Genomic DNA, 22,894 nt, shown 5'->3' with positions numbered 1-22,894 from the left:
GTTTGCTGTCAGTTAAAAGGAGCGTGGTCTGTTTTACATATCAGTATCAGTATCAGTGTCGGTGCGCTTTCGCTATCAGCATCAGGTGCTTTAGGGTAAAATGCCCCATAGAAATGTCTAAAATAGAATAAATGTGAATCAAGCCAGCCCCATCATATTGATAAAAAATGCCACAGTGTATTCACCTAAGAACCTTGGTTTGGTTCATTTGGTGATCGCCGGTGGTAAAGTCGTTTATATTGGCAAAAAATGTCCTTCTCTGGGTGACGAATTGGCCATTCAAACGATAGACGCCCAAGGTCAAGCTGTGATCCCAGGATTTATTGACGGCCATACGCATATTACTGGCGGCGGCGGCGAGGCGGGTTTTTCAACACGCGTTCCTCCCGTTCCCCTAAGTCAGTTTACCCGTGCTGGAGTAACTACTGTGGTCGGATTGTTAGGCACAGATGACTTGACGCGTAATACCGAATCAATCATTGCTCAGGTATACGCATTGCGTGAAGAGGGGTTATCAGCGTATTGCTATACAGGTGGATATCACTTGCCGCCGACTACGCTGACCGGCTCTGTAAAATCTGACATCGTATTTATTGAACCCATTATTGGTGTAGGTGAACTCGCGATCAGCGATCACCGTTCTAGCCAGCCCACGTTAAATGAGTTATTAAAAATAGCATCAGAAGCGCATGTGGCGCGTTTAATGACCGGCAAAGCTGGGATTTTACATCTGCATTTGGGTGATGGTGAACGCGGTTTGTCGCTTATTCGCGAAGCACTGTGTACGGCCGAAATTCCTGCTAGAACGTATAATCCGACGCATATTAATCGACGCAAAGCATTATTTGACGAAGCCTGTGACCTTGCCAAACAAGGTTGTTGGGTGGACGTAACGGCGTTTGAAACAGGAGACGTTGGCTATGAACCTGCTGAAGCGTTAATGCGTTATATGGGGCAAGATTTGCCGCAAGACAAATTGACCATTAGCTCTGATGGCGGAGGCTGTTTACCCTGCTTTGATCAACATGGTCATATGACCAAGATGGATTTTGCTAGTTCTTCATCAATGACGGATGTGTTTTATCAATTGTTAGATGAAGGTGTCACAATGGAAGCCTGTTTGCCATTTTTTACCAGTAATGTTGCAGACTTGATGAATTTTAAAAAGAAAGGCCGATTAACCCTAGGGTGTGACGCTGATTTGTTAATACTAGACCCTAAAATGCGTATCAAACATGTAATGGCACAAGGCCAATGGCATGTATTTGATACGCAAATAATTAAAAAGGGGTCGTTTGAGGAATGAATATGCCGTCTCCCGACGTAAATGGTACCCAACGAGGTTATATTATCCCTATTGGTGGTGCTGAAGAAAAAATAGACAAGCCAATGATATTACAACGCTTTGTAGATCTGGCTGGTGGCAAAGATGCCGTTATTTGTGTTATCCCAACAGCATCTCAGCTTGATGATACTGGTGATCGTTACGAAAAAATATTTCAGGAACTGGGCGCCGGTAGTACGTACTCTTTACCCATCACGGAACGTGCTGATGCGCAGAAACAGGAATATGTGGATCAGCTTGAAAAAAGTACCGCGATATTTATTACTGGCGGTAATCAGCTAAGATTATCCACTATTTTGGGGGGGACGCCCATCGTCACCGCTATACGCCAGCTCAATGCCAAAGGCGTGCATTATGCAGGTACGTCAGCAGGAGCCGCTATTGTGTCTCAGCATATGATAACGGGTGGGAATACTGGTATTGTGCCTACAGCGGACGGTGTAAGCCTTGCTCCAGGAATGGGGCTAATCAATACGGTTGTGATTGATCAACATTTTAACCAGCGCAATCGTCTGTCAAGGTTGCTCAGCGCTGTGTCTTATAATCCATTTCTAATCGGAATGGGACTAGACGAAGATACTGCAGCCTTTATTGATGGTGATAATGTATTGACCGTGGTCGGTAGTGGTGCGATTACAATAATAGACCCATCGGACATTGAGCATTCCTCAATGGCTGATGCTGGTGGCGACGAAGCGCTGACGTTATTGAACTTGAAAATGCATATACTGGCACCAGGCAGTCGTTACGATATAACGAACAAACAGGCCTATATTAAATAACATCTGCACTAGATTTATTTATGCTGTGCCCTTATAGAAAACAGTAGCTTAGGCTACTGTTTTTTTATACCTTAGGTACATACAACTCGGTGAGAAAATCAGTAAACATCTTCACGCTAAATTGTCTGCTCGATGTCCTACAACAAATTAAACTAAAGGGAAGAACGCTATGAAGATAATTAGCACAAATGTGTATGTTGGCCCCAATGTGTACGCAAATTTTCCTGTTATCCGACATCAGATCGATATTGGTGAATTAGAAAACTGGCCTTCAGTAAAGCTGGGGGATAATTTCATAAATGGTTTAGTTTCTGCTCTGCCTACTTTGCAAAGTCACGGATGTTCCTATCGCGAAGAAGGGGGGTTTTTACGTCGACTCAAAGAAGACGAAGGCACTTGGATTGGTCATATCTGGGAGCACGTTGCATTAGAATTACAACACCTAGCTGGTTCAGACGTTACATACGGTAAAACCCGTAGCGCAGGAAAACACGGCTGTTACGACGTGGTTTATCAATACAAGCAACGTGATGTGGGGCTTGAAGCAGGTCAATTGGGCTTGCGCTTACTAACACATTTAATGCCACGGGAAGTGCAAGAAACACTTGTGACAAAAGTCAGCGACGATTTTGATTTTTCAGATGAGCTACACGACTTTATTCGCATGGCTCAACGAAAAGAGTTTGGCCCCAGTACCGGTTCATTGGTCAGCGCCGCTGAAGCGCGTGATATTCCGTGGTTACGGCTCAATAATTACTCTTTGGTACAGTTTGGTCATGGCAAGTTTCAAAAACGTATTCAAGCCACTATTACCAGTGAAACGAAACATATTGCCGTTGAAATATCTTGCGATAAGGAAGACACCCACAATCTGTTGAATGATTTAGGGCTGCCCGTACCCCAGCAAACCATGGTCTATGGTATTCCTCAAGCTATTCGCGCTGCACGCAAAATTGGGTACCCTGTCGTTGTGAAACCGCTTAACGCGAATCATGGCCGTGGCGTAACGATTAATCTGCTCAGTGATGAGCAAGTAGGCATTGCATTTGAAGAAGCGCAGCAATATGGAACCGGTAAAGCGGTGTTGGTGGAGAGTTACCTAAGCGGATTTGATCACAGAATGCTAGTGGTCAACGATGAGTTGGTGGCTGTAGCCAAACGTGTGCCTGGCAATGTTGTGGGCGATGGTAAGGCGACGATTTCCCAGTTGCTGGATATCGTCAACTCAGATCCGCGCCGTGGTATCGGTCACGAAAAAGTATTGACCCGATTGGAACTAGATAATCAGGCTATGCGTCTGCTTGAAGACGCAGGTTATGACGAAAATACTGTGCTTGAAGAGGGACAGCTATTTTATTTGCGCTCTACCGCAAACCTCTCCACCGGCGGTACGTCTATTGATGTAACTGATATCGTGCATCCCGACAACCGCGATATGGCGGTGCGAGCCATTAAGGCAATTGGATTGGATATTGGTGGGGTCGACTTTTTAACTGAAGACATCAGCAAATCTTACAAAGAAATTGGTGGCGGGATCTGTGAGTGTAACGCTGCGCCTGGTTTCAGAATGCACGTCGCACCCAGCGAAGGCAAACCGCGAGATGTCTCAGGTAAAGTGATGGACATGCTATTCCCACTGGGAAGCGAAGCACGCATACCTGTAGCAGCTATTACCGGGACTAATGGTAAAACCACCACTAGTAGAATGCTCGCCAGTATCGTTAAAGCCGCAGGTTACACCACAGGCATGACTTCTACTGACGGGGTTTATATAGATGGTCATTTAACCGTGAAAGGAGATATGACTGGGCCAACTTCGGCGCAAATAGTGCTACGGGATCCCAGTGTCGACTTTGCCATTCTGGAAACCGCTCGAGGCGGGATCCTAAAGCGTGGCTTGGGTTATACAGAAGCGAATGTGAGTGCATGTCTCAATGTTACAGCTGACCATTTGGGTCAGCGAGGTATCAACACTGTCGAACAATTAGCGCAGATAAAACGTGTTGTGGTTGAAGTAGCCAAGGACTGCGTCGTGCTTAACGCGGACGATATTTTATGTCTGCAAATGGCTGACTATTGCGAAGCTGAACATATTTTTTATGTGACCATGGATCCAGGACACGGCTTAGTCAGGGAGCACATTCGCCGAGGTGGTTTGGCTGCTGTGCTGGAAAAGGGCATTAATGGTGACATGATAACTATTTATGACAAAGGCGCACATATTCCGTTGTTATGGACGCACCTTATCCCCGCTACGATAGAAGGCAAGGCAATGCACAATGTGCAAAATGCCATGTTTGCTGCTGCGATGGCTTATAGCTTTAAGATTTCTCTTGAAGATATTCGACAGGGCTTAAGAATTTTCAACACGTCTTTCTATCAAGCGCCTGGCAGATTGAATATTTATGACGAGCATCCGTTTAAAGTCATACTCGATTACGCTCACAACCCTGCTGCTATTCAGACTATTACTGATTTGGCTGGGCGACTGGATGTAACGGGTAAGCGACGTTTAGTGATAGCTATGCCCGGTGATAGGCGTGACGAAGATATTATCGAAGCCGCTAATATTACAGCCAAAGGTTTCAATACCTTTATCTGTAAAGCGGACGATGACAGACGTCGTCGTGGTCATGATGAAGTACCGCAATTATTGAAGAAAACCCTACTCGAAGCGGGTGTAAATGAATCTGATATTCAGGTTATCCCCAGTGAACAAGAAGCAATTGAAGCTGCCTTAAACCAATGCGAACAGGGAGATTTGTTGATCATATTAGGCGACGACATCACGCGTTGCTGGAAGCAAATTGTTCACTTCAATGGCGGCGAAAGCGTGAAACCAAGTCAGGAAGAGCCTTCTCATGCTTATCCAGAGAAATTATTTGAGTCCATTGAGCATAAGTTCGAATTGGCTGAAGGACAGCGTCTGGCGCACGATGAACGTGGTGTACGTTTAATCGTCGAACACGATGAGGAGTCAGATTAATTGAGCGCAAGTGCGAGTAGCATGATAGAGCTTGATGAAGTCAGGCGCCTGACTGGGCCCAACCTTTTATGGGATAGGCCTGGTGCCATCGTGGATGTTTTATTGTCAGGTGTTGATAAACCTACGGTGCTGAAGCATTGGCAAACGTGGATTGAGCGGCTGTTAGTTGATTTTGGCTGGCAAAACGAGACGCATATTTATCGAGAACATGAATACGGTTTTAATTTTGCCATTAGCGCTCCTGTTGATGCGCTTTACACCGCTTGCGAGTTAGCTGAACTAGCGTGGCATTGCTGCGCTAGTGAACTACAAAATATTGCCCTACCGGCATGGCGGGAGCGGCTAAAAGAACTCGAAGTTGAACTTGCTGAAGAGATAAATCCGCAGCTGCTGAGTATTCTAAATGCGGCTGAGCATCATCGGGTGAGCTGTCTATTTGACGATGATGAATTGAGTTTAGGCATGGGGGGCAACCTAGATAGTTGGCCGGTGCGAGCGTTACCTGAGTTACATCAGATAGATTGGAGCAAGTATAAGGATATTCCCTGTGCACTGATTACCGGTACCAACGGAAAATCTACCTGCGTACGATTAGCCTCACAGATAGCTAAAGCACAAGGGATTTGTGCAGGGGTTACCTCCACCGACTTTATTCGAGTGGGGGACGAAATCATCGATCATGGGGATTATTCGGGACCGGGCGGAGCACGCATGTTATTGCGCGATAAACGCACCGAGCTCGCTTTTCTTGAAGTCGCTCGTGGCGGGATCCTGCGTCGTGGTTTGCCGGTAACCAGAGTGGACGCGGCGCTTATCACCAATGTAGCCAGTGATCACCTTGGCCAATATGGCATCAATACTGTAGAAGAGTTAGCAGAGGCTAAGTTCGTGGTGGCCAAGGCGCTGGACGAAAATGGAGTATTGGTACTTAATGCAGATAATGCATTAGTTATTGAGCAGTCAAAGAAACTCGACAAAACGCTGTGCTGGTTCAGTCTTGATGAGTTCAATCCACTTGTTCAACAGCAAATCGCCGAAGGCGGCCGTGCCGTTTTTGTGCGCTCGAACGAGTTGTTTTATCATCACACTGGTGTGTTTGAGGCCATCTGTAAGGTAAGTGATATTCCTATGACTTTACAGGGCGCTGCTGAGCACAATATACAAAATGCACTTGGCGTTGTGGGATTAAGTAAAGCATTGGGGTTATCGAATAACGCTATCGTTTCTGGGTTGATGAGCTTTGGTAGCAATGCCCAGGATAATCCAGGGCGAGGTAATATTTATCAGCTTAAAGGCTGCCAAGTCATCGTGGATTTTGCCCATAATGAGCACGGTATGAAAGCGGTGGTCAATATGGCCCGCCAGATGCCTGCGAAGAAGTATATCGCCATGTTTGGCCACGCGGGAGACCGCAGTGACCAGGAGTTGTACGCCCTTACTGACGCTGTTCTTGAGCTTAATGCTGAGTTGTATATTCCTGTTGAGGTTGAAAAGTATTTACGCGGTCGAGAATTTAATGAAATCTCTACATTAGTGAAGCAATATATGTTGCACAAAAATATCCCAGAAAAACATATTCAACTTGCTGGGAGTGCGTTAGAGGGCACCAAATTAGCGTTGGCACATGCATCCCCCGGGGATGTTATTTTGCTATTTGTGCTCGATGAACGCGAGCAAGTGCATAAATGGCTTAGTAATATTACAGACTAAGCGGTGCATACTTTTAGATTCAGCGTCACTTAAGTGAATGCGGGGTGGTAAATCTTAAGCTAATTTTAGCCCCCCCTAATTCACTATCTTCGATAATCAAGGTGCCTTGGTAAGCGTCTACTAAATCTGCTACCACGGCCATACCTATGCCTTGGCCTTCTTTGTAACTGTCTAAGCGAGTACCTCTGGTGAGCAATAACTGACGTTTCTCTTTAGGAATACCTGGGCCGTCATCTTCCACGTCAATTTGGACAAAGTTAGGGTTGGTCTGCACGCTTGCCCACACAGAGAGGTCGGCGGCCTTGCAGGCGTTGTCTAAGAGGTTGCCGAGTAACTCCATCAGGTCTGTGCTATCACCATAAAAATACCCCTTGGGCTCACTTATTTTTTGCGTGATATTAAGATTCTTTTGCGCGTGAACTTTATTCATGGCATTAATCAGCTTTGTTAAAACTGGGGCAATATCAACCGCTTGTTCCCATGCGGCTGCACTACCAGCAACTGCGCGCTTAAGCTGTCGTTGTATTTGCACATCAATTTGATTAATGGGCTCTTTAGCATCTTCTGGCAAGGCTGTGTTACCTGACAGCACAGCTAAAGGGGTTTTTAAGCTATGGGCGAGGTCACTCAAGCTATTTTTATAGCGGCTGCGTTGTTGCTGTTCAGTGGCCAATAAATTATTGATGCTGCGCTTGAGCTTTTCAAGCTCAGGAGGATAGGTTTGGCTAATGTGCTGAATATGTCCAGACTCTGCTTGTTTTATTTGCTTAATCAAACGGTTAATCGGCCATAACGCGGCGTTTAAGCTGAGGATAAGCAAGGCAAGTAATATCAATGCAATCAAGCTTAACCAGCGCCAGAGCGTACCAATAAAGTTTTGTTCTTCGGTGTTATAAGCACTTTTGTCTTGCAGAATATAAAAGCTGACCGGTACAAAATGTCCCCCTGCGTCAAATTCAGCGGTATAGGCAAATAAGAAGTAAGGCGTGAGCAGTTGAAAATCTTCGTTGAAGCGTTCGTTGCCTATGTCAGGCGCGATAAACTCAGGCATAACTTGCCAATTTAGCGATGACAATGAACGCCATACTAGGCGACCATCGATTTTAATAAACGCATATAAACCTGAGCCAGGAATGTTCAGTTGGTCATTAAATAATTGTTCAGGCATTAATGGCTGGTCGTCAGACATTTCAAATTCTGAGATAAGCGTTAAGCTTTGCACCCGCAGTTGTTGCAACATTGATTGACTTAAACTGTTGGTAAATGCGCCCTCAAGGGTAAGCGCCGTCAATGGAATAAACACTACTAAAACGAGCAACGCAGCTGCAAAGCTGCGCAAGCGTAGAGATAAACTATGCACCAGTTAGACTTGGAATTCTCGGCTGATACGATAGCCGCGTCCACGCATGGTTTCTATCGGATTGATGAGGCCTTCAGGGTCAAGCTTTTTACGTAAACGTCCAACGAATACTTCAATTACGTTACTGTCTAAATCAAAATCTTGATCGTATATGTGTTCGGTTAACTCCGTTTTTGATACTACTTTTTTAGGATTAAGCAGTAAATATTCCAATACTTTATATTCGTAAGCTGTTAACTCGATGTCCGCGCCATTCACGCTGACTTGCTCACTTAAGGTATTAAGGCTGACAGGACCGAGTTCGATAGTAGGACTAGCTTGACCGGCCGAACGACGAATAAGCGCTTTTACCCGAGCTAATAATTCTTCGTTTTGAAAAGGTTTGGTTAAATAATCGTCGGCACCTGCATCGAGACCTTCAACTTTTTCTTGCCAGCGATCACGAGCCGTTAAAATCAAAATAGGGCAGGCTACATTACTTTTGCGCGCTTTTTGGATGACCTCGAAACCATCCATTACCGGCAAGCCGATATCGATAATGGCTAAATCGTACGGGTGTTCACTTAACAAGAAAAGCGCTTTGGCACCGTCATCGGCTAAATCTACGCTGTAACCATTGGTACGTAAAAGTGCGTCTAACTGGGTTAATAAACGGCTGTCGTCCTCGACAATTAAAATACGCATTAGTCGTCCTTTTTACCGGTTTTCAATACTCTGCCAGAGCGTTTGTCTACGTCAACATTGACGACGCGCCCTGACTTTTGCAGTACCTTCACGCGATATTTATTTTTACTTTGGTCAACTTTCAATACACGGCCTTGTACTTGCTGCTGCGCTTTTTGGGCAGCTTGGCTTTTATCTATTTTGGCGTTATCGTCTTGGGCATAAGCATACCCAAACAAGCCCGTAGACAAGCTAATAAGTAGCAGAAATAATGTATTTTTGGCGATATGTTTCAACGATTGACCCCATTCACAAACGGTTACGTACTAGTTTAGCGCAATCGATCCTCCGGTGGAAACAATTCCAAGCAGGTAAATGCATGCCAGAGAAGATGTTTGCGACGATAACTAGCATACTTGAGCTAAACTGAATTTGGCCTGAATTACTCCTGCATTTCGTTACGTAATGTTTGGGCATCTTCTCGACCATAAAAATCACTCGCGGAATCCAGCGCACTTTGCAACGAGCTCTTACTTTCCCTATAACGATTTAATCCGTGAAGTGTGTAGCCCAGATGATATTGAATCAAAGGTGAGGTGGCTTCACGAAGAGTCGCTTCACGCAGCACCGTTAACGCTTCAGTGTATCGGCCTTGTTGAGCAAGGGTCCAACCGTAAGTATCGAGCACGTTAGGGTTATCGCGATCTAGCTCGTAAGCTTGTGCAGCAAAATCAGCACTTTTGAGTATGTCGTTTGGCAAATAAAGCCAGGCTAGACGGTTGAGTAAGGCCGCTTTGTCAGGTACTTCTGATAACGTTAGTAGTGCTTCATAATGGCGCAACGCTTGGACAGGCTGATGGTTGTAGTAATAATATTGCGCTAGCAAACTACGCGGAAAGTAGCGGGATGGCTGATCAACCACTAATTGATTGGCTATTGCTACAAATGACGATGCACCAATACCGTTGCTAGCAAAGCTAAACAGTTTACTGAGGGCTAAATCGAACTGTGGATCCTGCGTTAAGGCTTTTTCATACATGGATTGCGCCATAGCGAGATCTTGTCGTTGCTCCGCTAAACGCCCTTGCATAAATGACACATTAGCTAGCATAGGGTATTTTTTAGCTAATTCGTCAATGCGCCCAGCGACTTGTTCAGTCAGTCGATTATTCAACATAAATTCAATTACCTGCAAAGCCAGAGCTGCGTTGTCTGGACGAAGCGCTTGGGCTTGAGATAGGGCGTCCATAGCGTGGCGGTTATCGCCCTGCTTGATATACAGTTTAGCGAGTGCAAATAACGCTTGGGGATTGTCTTGTCCTAAATAACTCAGTTTATGAAGCATCTGGTTAGCGTCATCTGTCTCTTTACGCATTTGATGTAATTGGACTTTTTGAACGATATATTTTATTGCATCCGGGCGCAGGGTTAGTAACTTGTTAACCTGATAGAGTGCATCTTTACTATCGTTCTGAATTAGGGCTATATACATCAAGCCCTCCCTAGCTTCAATATTCTTAGCACTTAGATTAAGCACTGTATTGTAACGCTCTTTCGCAAGTTCAAACTCGTTGTTCTTAGTGTTAATTTTCGCAAACAATAACAAAGAAGGTAAATGTAACCGGTGATCTTGCAGTATAAGTCTAAGGGTACGTAGTGCTTCCCCATTATTACCTTTTAAGTACCAAATGTTAGCGAGATTGTATTGTGCAGCGACCATATTGGGTTGTAATCGCAATGCGTGTTCAATGGTAAGTAAAGCGTTATTTAGTTGGTTTTGTAGGGTCAGTACCGATGCATTAAGGTTTAAATAGCTCACATTTTTTGGCTGCATATTAAGTAGCTTTTCGCTACTTTTAGCCGCTACTTCTATGTTATTTGCTAATATATTCATCACGCTGTGAGTAATAAGAATTCGCTCATTATTCGGTTCTTTCACCAAAAGTGTTTCAAGGATCTGTAAACCTTGAGCGGTTTTTTGCCGAGCTAAAAACAACTTTACAGCATAGAGCTGAACATCAACGTTGTTAGGGTATAGCTGTTGCAATTGGGTGAGCAACTCAACACCTTTAAAGATTTTCCCGCGACTTAAGTACAACTCGCCAAGCAACAAAGCACCATCAATATTGCCGAGTAATTCAGGCTCGTGTATTGCTAATGCGTCAAGTGCGGCTTTGTCTTTGCCCAGCGCTAATAGTGTCTTAGCGAGTAAGGTACTAATTTGTACATCAGGTTCACTGATGGCTTGTAGTCGAGTAAAATCACGTGCTGCTTGTTCTAAATTTCCCTGTAAATATGACACCAGCGCGCGCAGGTATAACAAAGGTTTGCGCTCATTAACAATCTCACTGGGCAGACTATTGATTTTCCCTGCTAGTGTAGCGAGCTCTTCATCTACGACGGTCTCGGCTTGGCCTTGCTGTAACAACCAACTATTGATCAATAGCGCAAAGGGATCATGGGGACTGGCGCTCAATATATTTTTTACAATATTACTGGCGGCAAGGTTGTCTCCCATCGCAAGATAAATATCAGCTAAATTACGCGATATAAATGGATTATGTGGATCCAATTCAAAAGCGTGTATCAAATCTGTTTTAGCATGCGCTAGGTTGCCTTGTGCTTTTGCTAATTGTCCTTTGAGCTGCCAGCTGTTGGCATTGTTGTTGTCATGTTTTAAGGCAAGATTGATGTAGTGCTCGGCTATTTCATATTTCTTACTGGTCAAAGCAATGCTGGCCAACCCATTGACGCCAATTGAGTTTGAAGGTGATATATCGAGGAGTTGTTGATATTTTTTTTCGGCACACTCCATTTGTTCCAATAAACTACAGGCATTAGCTGCAATGCCCAGCCAGTTGACTCGCTGCTTTTGAGATAAAGAGTGGGGTATTGTAAAAGCGATAATATCTTCAAATCGCTGCAATGAAATAAGACTGTAGCCCCAATAGTCGAGGTATTCATTTGCATCAGCACCATCAAAATAGGCTTTGGAAAACTCTTGCTCTGCTTCAGCATATTGCTCTCGGATAAACAATACCTTACCCATCAGAATGTGCGCGGGCAAATAATCAGGCGCGCCATGTAGACTGGTTTTTAAATAGATATAAGCTTCGTCGAAACGTTCGTCGTTATAGGCTCTTAGCGCTTTTTCATAATCAACGGTTTGTGCCAAAGCTGGCGTGCTGGTTGACAATATAAGAAGCAGCAATGACATACACAAGGTGCCAACCCTAATGAATTTAGAAAAAAAAGAGCTAACCTTAAACATCATATTGTTGACACCTAAAAGAGGATCTAAATAAACAAAAAAGACGGCCAGAGCCGCCTTATTTATAATAATATCAAGTTACCATGCTTGTAATTTGGCTAAACTGACAATATCACGCCTGCTTAGTTTGATATTTCTTACGACGAGTCAATATTAGCAAACCGAAAGCCAGTCCGAACAAAGCCGCAGAAGTCGGCGCACTGACTAGAACAGTGGGGGGCTTTGGCGCAGGGGTCTCATAATCGAATAAAAAGTTATGGAATTCACGGGCTCCGGTATAAGAGACCGCAGCAAATGCACCGTCAAACGATGCTCCTCCCGTTGTGTTTGCATAGGGTGCAAGCACTGAGCCTTTCATCGCCAGATTATTAAAATCAATATCGGTAGCTTCAAAGAAGTTCCAAACAATATTGGTCGCCGTTTGTTGACTGAAACCATTGTTAAGATTAACCCCGCCACCTGCCGTAATATCAATACCAGCCACATTAATTACAACTGTTGATGCTGAAGCTTGCTGTAAACTCAATGAGTTATTCTGGGCGAATATATCCGACGCATTAACGTTGAACACAGCGACGCTTTGTGTCCCCGTGTAAAGCAATTCGGCCTGATTGCCTGGGCCTGAAAAAACCCCTGTAGCGGACAAACTATTATAGTAAAGGCTTTCGTTATAAATCTCTGCGAATACCGCGTCGATCTCTGCATCAAGAACTGCTTGAGGGGCTTGCGTTGCAGACCCGCCGCTACCATTGAGGTTAACGTTGGCGTTACTTGAATTGCTGCCATAAACAAGGTTGTTACCATTTTGAATCGTAACGTGATTCGCTTTGATGTCACCCACAATTGTCACTGCATCAATGGCAGAATCTGTATCGGGGAGTCGACTACCGAATTCTACTGCTTGACCTGAACCATTTAAATTACCGCCGATTAAGGCTTTGCCTTCTACGTCTCCACCCTGGAAGTTATAATCTTCTAATAAAATAAGATTATAGGTACCGATAGAACCTGATGAGGCGTGAGTGCTCATTGCGCATGTTCCAGCGAAAATTAACGCTGCAATTTTTAAAATAGGGTACTTCATATACATCGCCCTTTGATTATGTCGTGTCGGCTAAGCAATTTTCGAACCCAAATTTAAGTCATTGTAAAATATGGTGAAATTTATATTTTATAATAATTGAATTGTAAGTTGTAAATTTTTTTGACAGTTGCTGTACTTGATGTGTTGATATTAGCATACAGTCGGGCGGGGTTAGTATTCGACTTTCTTCCTAAGTTGCTTTCTTTGACCAGATTTTTTCTTGCTATCGATTCTTCGAAGTTGAGAACCTTTTGTGGGTTTTGTCGCTTTACGGGGTTTTTGTACGACAGCAGCTTCACACACGATTGCAGCCAAACGTTCTAAAGCATCTTGGCGATTCATTTCTTGGGTACGATGAGCTTGCGCTTTAAGAACCAATACACCATCTTGCGTGATGCGATTATCGTTACTTTTTAATAGTTGCTCTTTGTAGAACTCTGGCAGTGATGAGGCTTTAATATCAAAACGTAAATGGATAGCACTGGACACCTTATTAACGTTTTGTCCGCCGGCGCCCTGTGCGCGAATAGCAGTCAGTTCAACCTCATGATCTTGAAGCGAAATATAGCTTTTAATAAAAATCATCTTGTTGTCCTTTTGCGAATTTTTTCATGCATTGTCCGCCGTATTTACTACACTATGGACAATTAAGCGCGAGACAAACAGCTGGTTTATCTCGCGCTAATGCTGAATGACAGTCGTACGTGTTTGGCCTGATAATTACGGCAGTACCTTAAGATAAGGTTTAACGGTTACTTGTTCGTATACGCCTGCATCCATATAGGGATCGGCCGCAGCCCAAGCTTGTGCTTCTTCTAAGCTTGTGAAATCGGCGATCACCACTGAGCCTGTAAAGCCCGCTTCACCAGGGTCGGTACTATCGATCGCGGGGCAGGGGCCGGCAACTAACAGACGCCCTTCGTCACTAAGCTGTTGTAAACGCGCTAAGTGAGCACTGCGTGTTTTTTTCCGCAAAGGTAAGCTGTTTTCGACATCTTGTGAATACACTACATACCACATAATTTTGTTCCTTATTTTTTAGTCGCTTGTTTCATAGCGCTGACGAATTCGCGAAGTTTGCTTAGCATGACTTCCGGTTGTGACAAATTAGTCTCGATGATATTGACCGTCGCCGAGCCCGAAATTGCACCTGCAGCTCCAGCTGAAATCGCCTCTTTAACCTGTTCGGGTTTAGATATACCAAAGCCTAGCAGTGGTGGAGCAACCTTATATTGGGTTAACTTAGCGATTAATTCGTGAGCTGGAATAGTCGCCGCTGTTTCGGCGCCAGTTACACCAGCACGACCGAGCAGATAGGTATAACCTTTTGATTTCTGACCTATTTCAGCTAATGTCTCATCACTAGCATTAGGCGGTGCAATAAGGATTTGTTTGATCCCGGTTTGAGTTGCTATCTCAATAAATCGATCGGCTTCACGCAGTGGTACATCAGCAATCAAAATAGAATCAACACCAGCGTCAGCCGCGTCGTTATAGAATTTTTCCAAACCAGGCTTAATCACTAAGTTGCTGTATAACAATAAGCCAATAGGCATATCAGGATATATTTCACGGAATTGTTGGATAACATTTAAACAATCACTTGGATGTATATGATGGCTAAGCGCGCGTATGCTGGCTTGTTGAATCGTTGGGCCATCAGCGATTGGGTCAGAAAAAGGAATACCTAATTCAAGGGCATCAGCGCCGCCTTCTGCCAAGGCTTTTAATATCTCTAAAGATGTAGCGATGTCAGGGTCGCCGAGCATAACGAATGGTACGAAAGCGCCTTCATTTTTTGCTGTTAAACGGGTGAACATATCACCGTAACGATCGTTTTTATTACTCATTGATTTGGTCTCCCAGAATGCTGTGTACGTGGGCTAGGTCTTTGTCGCCACGACCCGATAAATTCACTACTATGATTGTGCCGTCTTCGGCTTCGTCTGCCATATTTAAGGCATGAGCGAGTGCGTGAGATGACTCAAGCGCAGGAATAATGCCTTCTTTACGTGACAGTAACTGAAACGCATAAAGTGCTTCATCGTCGCTTACTGCAGCATAAGTCGCTCGGCCAATATCGTGTAAATGCGCATGTTGAGGACCTACAGCTGGGTAATCAAGACCCGCTGAAACTGAATATGATTCTTCAATTTGCCCGTCTTCGTCTTGCATAATGTAACTATAAGCACCGTGTAAAATACCTTTGGTGCCTTTACTAATGGCGGCACCGTGCTCAGCCGTATGTAAGCCTTTACCTGCAGGCTCAACACCGATTAGTTTTACGCTTGGCTCATCGATAAAGTCAGCGAACATACCTATCGCATTTGAGCCACCACCGACACATGCCACTACTGCATCCGGCAAACGACCTTCTTTAGCCATGATTTGAGCGCGGGTTTCTTCGCCAATCATGCGATGAAATTCACGCACTATGGTAGGGAAAGGATGTGGTCCCGCGGCGGTACCTAACAAATAGTGGGCCTTGTCATAAGTTGCTGACCAATCTCGCATAGCTTCGTTCACGGCATCTTTTAGGGTGCCAGAACCTGAATTGACAGGTATTACTTCAGCGCCCATTAAGCGCATTCTGAATACATTAGGTGCTTGCCGTTCAATGTCCTTTGCGCCCATATAGATCCGTGCTTTTAGACCGAGCAGTGCACAGGCTAATGCAGTGGCAACACCGTGTTGCCCCCGCGCCAGTTTCGGCTATCACTTCGGTCTTGCCCATGCGCTTGGTTAATAATGCTTGGCCCAATACCTGATTGGTTTTATGCGCACCACCGTGCAGCAAATCTTCACGCTTTAAGTAAAGCTTAACGGTTGGGTTAGACACCAAGTTACGGGTAAGTGTCATGGCTGTTGGACGACCAGCGTAATCAGTCAATAATTCCATGAATTCTTTCTGAAACTCGGGATCGTTCTGGGCATCGATAAATGCTTGCTCTAATTGGTCCAGTGCGGGTATCAGCAGTTCAGGCACATACATACCGCCAAACTGTCCGAATTTACTTTCTAAATGATTCATAATATTTCTCGTCTTTAACACGTTAAAATTTGGTCTGTCTGATTAGCTTAATCGTTAGTAAGCGCGTAACTTTTCAAATGCGAGCTGCAGCTTTTTCTCAGATTTTATGCCTGGGGCGTCTTCAACACCTGAATTCAAATCAATGCCACCTAGGCCCAGACTTGCAGCTTGTTGCACGTTGTCTGGGTTGATCCCGCCAGCTAAAATAATTTTGCTGCGAAGTTGTGCGCTTAAAGACGTTTGCGCGAACAACTGCCAATCAAATGCTTGCCCGGTACCGCCACTTTGCTCACCAACTTTGCAGTCAAGCACGAATCGGTCAACGTCTATTTCGTCGAGCTGGGGCAGGGTATTAGTAATGCCTTTAGCTAACCAAATCTGGCATTTATCAGCGAGCTGCGCCCGCAATTCGCTGATATAGCGTGGTGATTCGTTTCCATGAAGTTGTACCGCAACTAAGTTCAGCGCATTAGCATACTCAACGACTAATGAAATGGATGCATCAACAAATACACCCACATAATAAAAAGGCACTTCTTCAACAATCTGTTTAGCCTGCTGTAATGTAAGACATCGTTTTGATTTTTCAGCGAATATTAACCCTGCATAACTAGCGCCACTGGAGGCTATTTTGGCAGCGTCTTGGGCTCGAGTGATACCGCAAACCTTGATAACCCCGTACACTAAGCTTTTAACTGCTTGGGCTACATTGTCTTGCGACATCAGCGCACTGCCCACTAAGAAGCCATCAACTATGGGTGATAAGCGTCTTACATCCTGATGAGTATAAATACCGGACTCAGATATAATCACATGCTTATGTTGCGCTTTATTGATGATAGGTACCAGTTTTTCAGTCGTCGCCAAATCGGTACTTAAATCACGTAAGTTACGGTTATTTATACCAATAATATTCGCTTTTAGGGCCACAGCGCGATGTGCTTCCTCTTCATTGCTGACTTCGGTGAGCACATCAAGACTTAACGTTTTCGCTATACTGGCCAATTCGCTATATTCCTCGTCTGACAACACAGATAACATCAACAATATTGCGTCAGCCTTGTGATAACGGGCCAAATAGACCTGATAGGGCTCTATAAAAAAGTCCTTGTTAATTACTGGCTGGGTGACGCGTTGACGAACGTATTCAAGATATTCAAATTTACCCTGAAAATACTTTTCGTCGGTCAAAACAGAAATACACGCTGCGTAAGGTAAATACGCCGCTATGATTTCGTCCAAATTAAAATCTTGTCGGATTAAGCCTTTAGAGGGCGATGCTTTCTTACATTCTAAAATATAACCAGCGTTTGGTTGGCTCAGGGCATCGTAAAAGCTGCGAGTTGACAGTGTCAAACCACCAATAAATTGTGCAAGTGGCAAGTCAATTTTGCGTTGAGCAATTTCTTGACGTTTATCTGCTACGATTTTCTCTAATACATTTGCCATTAATGCTTCCTTTAAATTATGTCGTGGCTGCGACTAATTGCCGAAGAATTTTCGATTACCTGCATGGGACGTTTTTCATGCATAGCGTCCAGCGCCATTTGCGCGCCTTGCTTATAGGTATCCGCCTTGCCGCATAGCTTAATCAGCGCGCCAGCATTCATCGCAACAGCGGCTTGATGTGCTGCTTGACCGCAGCCGGTGAGCACATCTTGAATCAACTGTTTGTTTTCATCAGGCACCCCACCTTCAATGGCGCTTAACGGATATTCTTCAAGGCCAAAGTCGATCGGGGATAACGTGTATTCTGTTAACGTGTCATCGTTTACTTCGACAACAATGGATGGGCCATGCACTGCAAGCTCATCTAAACCGCTACCGTGCACGACTAATGCTTTTTTGTAACCGAGTAACTGCAATGTACGTGCAAATGGCATAACTAGTTCAGGTGAATATACACCGATCATCATATGACTCGGTTGAGCGGGATTAACGAGGGGGCCAAGCAAGTTAAAAATAGTGCGTGTTTTAAGGGTCGTACGCACGGGCATCGCGTGTTTTATGCCTGCATGATAAACAGGCGCAAACAGAAAGCATAGATTCGACTGGTCTAAGCAATCGCGTGCAATTTCTGGTGACATATTTAGTTTCATGCCAAAGGCATTGAATAAATCAGCCGAGCCAGATTTACTTGAGACACTACGATTGCCGTGCTTAGCTACTTTTACACCACAACTGGCTGCAACAATCGCCGCGGCGGATGAAATATTGATAGTGTTATGGCCGTCTCCACCTGTACCAACAATATCAGCAAAATCATAAACAGGTCGCTCGATAGGGCTCGCGTTTTTGATCATAGCCTGAGCAGCACCAGCTATTTCTTCAGGGGTTTCGCCTTTAATTTTTAAAGCGGTCAACAGCGAAGACAGCACAATGTTATCTACTTGGCCGGTCACGATTTGATTGAATGCATCAGTGGCTTCGTTCTGACTAAGGGCTGTACCTTGATAAAGCTTTTCAAGTAATGGAAATAGCATGACGGTCCTTTAATTGTTGGCTTGGTTTTGGGTTAAGTAATCAATGCTTTGCATCAATAACTGACTCCCAAAGGCGGTTAAAATGGATTCAGGGTGAAACTGGAAGCCCAGCATTCTATCTTTCTCATGACAAACTGCCATAGGCACATCGTCAAAATTGGCTAAAACGGTTAATTCAGCTGGCATATTGCTCGCCATCAATGAATGGTAGCGGGCTACTGGTAAGGGCTGAGGAAGATTGGAAAACATTTTATCGCCCTTATGCGTGATCAAAGATGATTTACCGTGCATAACCACGTTGGCGCGAATAATGTCGCCACCATAAGACTCAACAATTGCTTGGTGGCCCAAACAAATACCGAGTACTGGGAATACCCCTTTTACTAAATTGATAAGCGCTGGCATGCAGCCCGCATCGGCCGGTGCGCCGGGTCCTGGTGATAACAGTAAAATCACTTGGCGGTCTTTGGCTTGTTGTCGCATTTTATCAAAAATGGCTTCGGGTGAAACTGAATTACGGTAGACCGTTAGCGCTAGGCCCATGGTACGTAATTCATCCACTAAGTTGTAGGTAAACGAATCGAAGTTATCCACTAAAAAAACATGCGTCTGCGGGTCGGTAGTATTAGCTAAGCGCATTATTTTGCCTCCGGTGCTTGATGGGACGTAAGAATAGCGCGAATAACCGCTTGGGCTTTGCCGCGGGTTTCGTCTGCTTCTGACTGAGGATCTGAATCGAAGACCACACCCGCACCAGCTTGAATATGGGCGGTTTGATTTTTAATAAATGCCGAGCGAATAACGATACAGGTATCCATATCACCATGGCCATTTATGTAGCCAACTGCGCCACCATAACTGCCTCTACGCTGCTTTTCTACTTCGCGGATAAGACCTGCAGCGCTGACTTTTGGTGCTCCCACTAAGGTGCCCATGTTCATGCATGCTTGATACGCATGTAGCGCATCTAAATCATCCCGTAATTGCCCCACAACTTTAGATACTAAGTGCATCACATGTGAGTAGCGGTCTACTTTTAGTAATTCTTTTAAATGGCGAGTGCCGGGTTTAGAAACTTTCGCCACATCGTTACGCGCTAAATCAACTAGCATTAAGTGCTCTGATTTTTCTTTTTCATCTTCGCGTAAATTCAATTCAATACGACTGTCTAAATCTAAGTTAATAGAGCCATCTGCGTGTTTACCTCTTGGGCGCGTGCCTGCAATAGGATAAATCTCAACTTGATTGGTATCTTTAAGATATTTAAGAGCCGATTCAGGTGACGCGCCAAACATACAAAAATCGATGTCTTGCATAAAAAACATGTATGGGCTGGGATTTTGCACTTTCAATGCTTTATAAGCTTTGTGTGGGTCTGGGCAGGGTAAGCTAAAGGTCCGTGATGGAACGACCTGAAAAATGTCACCGGCTAAAATATGCTGTTTAAGATTTTCGACGTCTCGAATAAATTCTTGGTCCGACTTACTAATTTTTAATTCGTCAGGGCTGACGTGGCGCGATTCAATTTCAGGGGCAGGTTTTACGTTACGCAATTTATGTTTAATTTGCTCAAGGCGCTGACTGATTGCAAAGTAGTTATTACCGACATTTTTCCCACTGAATACGCTGCCAATCACTTCGGTTTTTTTCGCTTGGTGATCAATTAACAGTAAGGTTTCTGCGAGATAAAAAACAAAGTCAGGGCAGGTGTTATCACTATCACTAACCTGTGGTAGATGTTCAAAGGTAGCCAGTAAGTCATAAGCAAACGCCCCGCCTAAAAATAGCGCTTCAGGGTGCGAGCGAATCGCCACCACGCGATTAATCAGTAGGCGCAGGGCATCAAATACCGCGGGTGCCTTTAAACGACTATCTTCATCTAGCTCTTCTTGTGCGAAGGTAAATGTTAGGGTGACTGTACGCGTTTGTTGGTTGAATGCGTGCTTAACACCGTCTGGGCAATATTCGACAAACAAGGGCAAGACTGCAGCACCGTTATCAGTTAACGCTTGGCACGTGACAATTGGGCCATCGCATTGCAATTTTATCGCTGCGTCGACTAATAATAAGCTTTTTAGATCGTCTTTACTGTCGATTTCCGCTGACTCAAGTAGCAAATTATGAGGTTTACCCTGACAAAGGTATTGATATGCTTGGAGTGGATCTGCCACATAATCGGCCGATAGTAGTAAGGTTTCTACTTTGCCTGCTTGTTCTGTTAACTGCGCTAAACTCATGATTTTTCTCGATAACCTTGTTTGTAACCTGTCTTAGGCAAGGATGATAAAAGGGTCGTAATTTTCAATCGGGCATAAAAAAAGCCCGTATTATACGGGCTTTTCTTGTTCAATCGCACAAATACATACGCTCACAGCCCGCTAGTTAGGGATGTGCCACCACCAAATTAGGTTAGTTGTAACGCGTAAAACAGTATTCATGGGTATATAATCTCTTCAGTATTAAGTGATAAAACTATCACTTAATAACAAACATTATCCTTTTTTCAGGTTTTGTCTGCTATTCATGACCAAATGCGTATAATACGCACTTCAGGCGTATAGAAGAAAACAATTTTGCTTCTCTGTCAACAGTCAATTTTGAAATAGTATTCTGCGAGTACTCAACAATAGGTCATATTTAACGCTTTATGAAAATCGATTTGCATTGCCACACTTACTATTCTGACGGCCAACTTTCCCCTGTAGAGTTGGTGGACCGGGCGCACAATATGCAAGTGGATGTGTTGGCGATTACCGATCACGACACGGTGCAAGGATTAGATGAAGCGCTTGCTCATCAAGCAAAACAAAAGCGTGCCATGCACATAATTAATGGTATTGAGCTATCTACGTCGTGGCATAATTTTGATATTCATATTTTAGGTTTGAACGTTGATAAAGATGATCCGTTGTTCTGCGAACGTTTAGTCGCACAAAAAGATGAGCGCGATGCCCGAGCACAAAAAATGTCAGATAAATTGGCCAAAGCAGGGATTGAAAATGTATTGCGAGATGCCAAATTATTAGCAGGAGAGGGGCAATTGACACGAGCGCATTTTGCCCGGGTGTTGGTAGATCGCAAAGAAGTACGTGATTTCGAAAGCGCCTTTAAAAAATATTTGGGTAAAGGCAAACGCGCTCACGTCAAACCCCAGTGGATTTCGATCGAAGAAGCAATTGAGTGGATCCATGATGCTGGTGGTAAAGCCGTACTTGCTCATCCGGCGCATTATGATATGACCACAAAATGGCTGCGCAAGCTGGTAGCTGAATTCAAACAATCAGGGGGCGATGGCATAGAAACAACCCATGCGCGGATTAACCCTGAAAAACGTAAGTTGATTGTTGAATTAGCCATGGAGCATAATTTACAGGCATCAGCGGGTTCTGATTTTCATTTCGTCAGCCGCTGGACTGAACTGGGGAAAAACCTGGGATTACCAGAGCATCTTACCCCTATCTGGCATGACTGGCCGTTTATCGACCAGCCAGTTGATATAGCATCTCACGCGAAAAACAGCGTGTAACTTACTGGGAAGTAACGATTATGAGCCAATTTTTTTATATTCATCCTGATAACCCACAAACTCGTTTAATTAAACAGGCTTGCGAGCTTATCCACAGCGGCGAAGTGGTGGTTTATCCCACCGACTCCGGATATTCCATTGGTTGCCATATGGACGACAAAAACGCTTTAGAGCAAATTTGTCGCATTCGCCAAATCGGTAAAGATCACAATTTCACCTTGATGTGCCGAGATATGTCGGAGTTGTCTGAATATGCGCGCGTAGATAACAGCGCATTTCGTATGATTAAAAACAATACACCTGGGCCGTATACTTTTATCTTAAAGGCGACTAAAGAAGTCCCCAAGCGGTTACAAAATCCTAAACGTCGTACTATCGGTATTCGCGTACCTAATAACGCCATTGCGCTCGCCTTACTTGAAGAGTTAGGCGAACCTATGATGTCAACCACGCTGATTTTGCCTAATGCTATAGTGGCTGAATCTGATCCCGACGAGATACGTGACAAGCTTGAAAAACAAGTTGGCTTGATTATTCACGGTGGTTTCTTGGGTGAACAACCCACCACAGTGGTGGATTTGTCGGACGGTGAGCCCGTCATTATTAGACAGGGCAGCGGCGACGCTAGCCCATTTAGTTAACATCGAAACTTA

The 22,894-nt window shown here is 44.4% G+C and carries 18 protein-coding genes and 1 pseudogene; 6 read left to right on the top strand and 13 right to left on the bottom strand.

The genetic code is table 11. From position 1 onward, the window contains the following. Window positions 1–133: 133 nt before the first annotated feature. The 4 genes from iadA (at window position 134) to GQR89_RS13630 (ending at window position 6,823) form a co-directional block, all read left to right on the top strand. On the top strand, window positions 134–1,306 hold the full coding sequence (gene iadA / locus GQR89_RS13645) for a beta-aspartyl-peptidase (protein WP_158770550.1): 1,173 nt from the start codon (window positions 134–136) through the stop codon (window positions 1,304–1,306). Window positions 1,307–1,308: 2 nt separating this feature from the next. Continuing rightward, window positions 1,309–2,127, top strand: a complete 819-nt coding sequence (locus GQR89_RS13640) for a cyanophycinase (RefSeq protein WP_158770549.1) — start codon at window positions 1,309–1,311, stop codon at window positions 2,125–2,127. 169 nt (window positions 2,128–2,296) lie between these two features. Continuing rightward, window positions 2,297–5,113 carry a cyanophycin synthetase gene (cphA, locus tag GQR89_RS13635; protein WP_158770548.1) on the top strand — a complete coding sequence of 939 codons (2,817 nt, stop codon included), beginning with the start codon at window positions 2,297–2,299 and terminating at the stop codon, window positions 5,111–5,113. Between the two features lie 21 nt (window positions 5,114–5,134). Further along, window positions 5,135–6,823 carry a Mur ligase family protein gene (locus GQR89_RS13630; protein ID WP_158772270.1) on the top strand — a complete coding sequence of 563 codons (1,689 nt, stop codon included), beginning with the start codon at window positions 5,135–5,137 and terminating at the stop codon, window positions 6,821–6,823. A gap of 25 nt (window positions 6,824–6,848) precedes the next feature. Here GQR89_RS13630 and GQR89_RS13625 read toward each other — a convergent pair whose 3' ends face one another. The 13 genes and pseudogenes from GQR89_RS13625 to GQR89_RS13565 all read right to left on the bottom strand — a co-directional run bounded on the left by GQR89_RS13625 (window position 6,849) and on the right by GQR89_RS13565 (window position 20,952). After that, window positions 6,849–8,183: an ATP-binding protein gene (locus GQR89_RS13625; RefSeq protein ID WP_158770547.1), complete on the bottom strand. Its 1,335-nt coding sequence runs from the start codon at window positions 8,181–8,183 to the stop codon at window positions 6,849–6,851. A gap of 3 nt (window positions 8,184–8,186) precedes the next feature. Further along, window positions 8,187–8,867: a response regulator transcription factor gene (locus GQR89_RS13620; protein ID WP_158770546.1), complete on the bottom strand. Its 681-nt coding sequence runs from the start codon at window positions 8,865–8,867 to the stop codon at window positions 8,187–8,189. After that, on the bottom strand, window positions 8,867–9,142 hold the full coding sequence (locus GQR89_RS13615) for a PepSY domain-containing protein (protein ID WP_158770545.1): 276 nt from the start codon (window positions 9,140–9,142) through the stop codon (window positions 8,867–8,869). Before GQR89_RS13615 ends, GQR89_RS13620 begins: the two co-directional genes overlap by 1 nt. A gap of 146 nt (window positions 9,143–9,288) precedes the next feature. Then, window positions 9,289–12,063 (bottom strand): XrtA/PEP-CTERM system TPR-repeat protein PrsT, encoded by a 2,775-nt coding sequence (gene prsT / locus GQR89_RS13610; protein ID WP_158770544.1) that lies wholly within the window; start codon window positions 12,061–12,063, stop codon window positions 9,289–9,291. 166 nt (window positions 12,064–12,229) lie between these two features. After that, on the bottom strand, window positions 12,230–13,201 hold the full coding sequence (locus GQR89_RS13605) for a choice-of-anchor A family protein (protein WP_158770543.1): 972 nt from the start codon (window positions 13,199–13,201) through the stop codon (window positions 12,230–12,232). Window positions 13,202–13,372: 171 nt separating this feature from the next. After that, complete coding sequence (gene arfB / locus GQR89_RS13600; protein WP_158770542.1) at window positions 13,373–13,786, bottom strand: alternative ribosome rescue aminoacyl-tRNA hydrolase ArfB; 414 nt, start codon at window positions 13,784–13,786, stop codon at window positions 13,373–13,375. Between the two features lie 135 nt (window positions 13,787–13,921). Then, window positions 13,922–14,221: a YciI family protein gene (locus tag GQR89_RS13595; RefSeq protein WP_158770541.1), complete on the bottom strand. Its 300-nt coding sequence runs from the start codon at window positions 14,219–14,221 to the stop codon at window positions 13,922–13,924. Between the two features lie 11 nt (window positions 14,222–14,232). Next, window positions 14,233–15,051 (bottom strand): tryptophan synthase subunit alpha, encoded by an 819-nt coding sequence (gene trpA, locus GQR89_RS13590; protein WP_158770540.1) that lies wholly within the window; start codon window positions 15,049–15,051, stop codon window positions 14,233–14,235. Beyond that, window positions 15,044–16,232, bottom strand: a pseudogene (gene trpB / locus GQR89_RS13585) (tryptophan synthase subunit beta). The gene trpA and the pseudogene trpB overlap by 8 nt, the downstream one beginning before the upstream one ends. Before the next feature lie 54 nt (window positions 16,233–16,286). Then, window positions 16,287–17,681, bottom strand: a complete 1,395-nt coding sequence (gene trpCF, locus GQR89_RS13580) for a bifunctional indole-3-glycerol-phosphate synthase TrpC/phosphoribosylanthranilate isomerase TrpF (protein ID WP_158770539.1) — start codon at window positions 17,679–17,681, stop codon at window positions 16,287–16,289. A gap of 11 nt (window positions 17,682–17,692) precedes the next feature. Next, complete coding sequence (gene trpD, locus GQR89_RS13575) at window positions 17,693–18,715, bottom strand: anthranilate phosphoribosyltransferase (RefSeq protein WP_158770538.1); 1,023 nt, start codon at window positions 18,713–18,715, stop codon at window positions 17,693–17,695. Window positions 18,716–18,724: 9 nt separating this feature from the next. Further along, window positions 18,725–19,354 (bottom strand): aminodeoxychorismate/anthranilate synthase component II, encoded by a 630-nt coding sequence (locus tag GQR89_RS13570; RefSeq protein WP_158770537.1) that lies wholly within the window; start codon window positions 19,352–19,354, stop codon window positions 18,725–18,727. Then, window positions 19,354–20,952, bottom strand: a complete 1,599-nt coding sequence (locus tag GQR89_RS13565; protein WP_158770536.1) for an anthranilate synthase component 1 — start codon at window positions 20,950–20,952, stop codon at window positions 19,354–19,356. Before GQR89_RS13565 ends, GQR89_RS13570 begins: the two co-directional genes overlap by 1 nt. A 410-nt stretch (window positions 20,953–21,362) precedes the next feature. Between GQR89_RS13565 and GQR89_RS13560 the strand changes: the two genes are divergently transcribed. Together GQR89_RS13560 and GQR89_RS13555 are read left to right on the top strand one after the other, a co-directional pair. Beyond that, entirely contained in the window at window positions 21,363–22,241 is an 879-nt protein-coding gene (locus tag GQR89_RS13560) for a PHP domain-containing protein (RefSeq protein WP_158770535.1), read from the top strand. Between the two features lie 20 nt (window positions 22,242–22,261). Continuing rightward, window positions 22,262–22,882 carry an L-threonylcarbamoyladenylate synthase gene (locus GQR89_RS13555; protein ID WP_158770534.1) on the top strand — a complete coding sequence of 207 codons (621 nt, stop codon included), beginning with the start codon at window positions 22,262–22,264 and terminating at the stop codon, window positions 22,880–22,882. Window positions 22,883–22,894 lie beyond the last annotated feature (12 nt).

The sequence above is a fragment of the Paraglaciecola sp. L1A13 genome (genome assembly GCF_009796745.1).
In the GTDB taxonomy this organism is placed as follows: domain Bacteria; phylum Pseudomonadota; class Gammaproteobacteria; order Enterobacterales; family Alteromonadaceae; genus Paraglaciecola.
Note: the sequence above shows the minus strand (reverse complement) of the source record. Positions and strands in the feature narration are given on the sequence as shown.

Excerpts from the sequence above, each read along its gene's own strand:
- GQR89_RS13640 (WP_158770549.1), top strand. The coding sequence starts at position 1,309 with ATGCCGTCTCCCGACGTAAATGGTACCCAACGAGGTTATATTATCCCT.
- cphA (WP_158770548.1), top strand. The coding sequence starts at position 2,297 with ATGAAGATAATTAGCACAAATGTGTATGTTGGCCCCAATGTGTACGCA.
- GQR89_RS13630 (WP_158772270.1), top strand. The coding sequence starts at position 5,135 with ATGATAGAGCTTGATGAAGTCAGGCGCCTGACTGGGCCCAACCTTTTA.
- GQR89_RS13620 (WP_158770546.1), bottom strand. The coding sequence starts at position 8,867 with ATGCGTATTTTAATTGTCGAGGACGACAGCCGTTTATTAACCCAGTTA.
- prsT (WP_158770544.1), bottom strand. The coding sequence starts at position 12,063 with ATGTCATTGCTGCTTCTTATATTGTCAACCAGCACGCCAGCTTTGGCA.
- GQR89_RS13605 (WP_158770543.1), bottom strand. The coding sequence starts at position 13,201 with ATGAAGTACCCTATTTTAAAAATTGCAGCGTTAATTTTCGCTGGAACA.
- arfB (WP_158770542.1), bottom strand. The coding sequence starts at position 13,786 with ATGATTTTTATTAAAAGCTATATTTCGCTTCAAGATCATGAGGTTGAA.
- GQR89_RS13595 (WP_158770541.1), bottom strand. The coding sequence starts at position 14,221 with ATGTGGTATGTAGTGTATTCACAAGATGTCGAAAACAGCTTACCTTTG.
- trpA (WP_158770540.1), bottom strand. The coding sequence starts at position 15,051 with ATGAGTAATAAAAACGATCGTTACGGTGATATGTTCACCCGTTTAACA.
- trpCF (WP_158770539.1), bottom strand. The coding sequence starts at position 17,681 with ATGGCAAATGTATTAGAGAAAATCGTAGCAGATAAACGTCAAGAAATT.
- trpD (WP_158770538.1), bottom strand. The coding sequence starts at position 18,715 with ATGCTATTTCCATTACTTGAAAAGCTTTATCAAGGTACAGCCCTTAGT.
- GQR89_RS13570 (WP_158770537.1), bottom strand. The coding sequence starts at position 19,354 with ATGCGCTTAGCTAATACTACCGACCCGCAGACGCATGTTTTTTTAGTG.
- GQR89_RS13565 (WP_158770536.1), bottom strand. The coding sequence starts at position 20,952 with ATGAGTTTAGCGCAGTTAACAGAACAAGCAGGCAAAGTAGAAACCTTA.
- GQR89_RS13560 (WP_158770535.1), top strand. The coding sequence starts at position 21,363 with ATGAAAATCGATTTGCATTGCCACACTTACTATTCTGACGGCCAACTT.
- GQR89_RS13555 (WP_158770534.1), top strand. The coding sequence starts at position 22,262 with ATGAGCCAATTTTTTTATATTCATCCTGATAACCCACAAACTCGTTTA.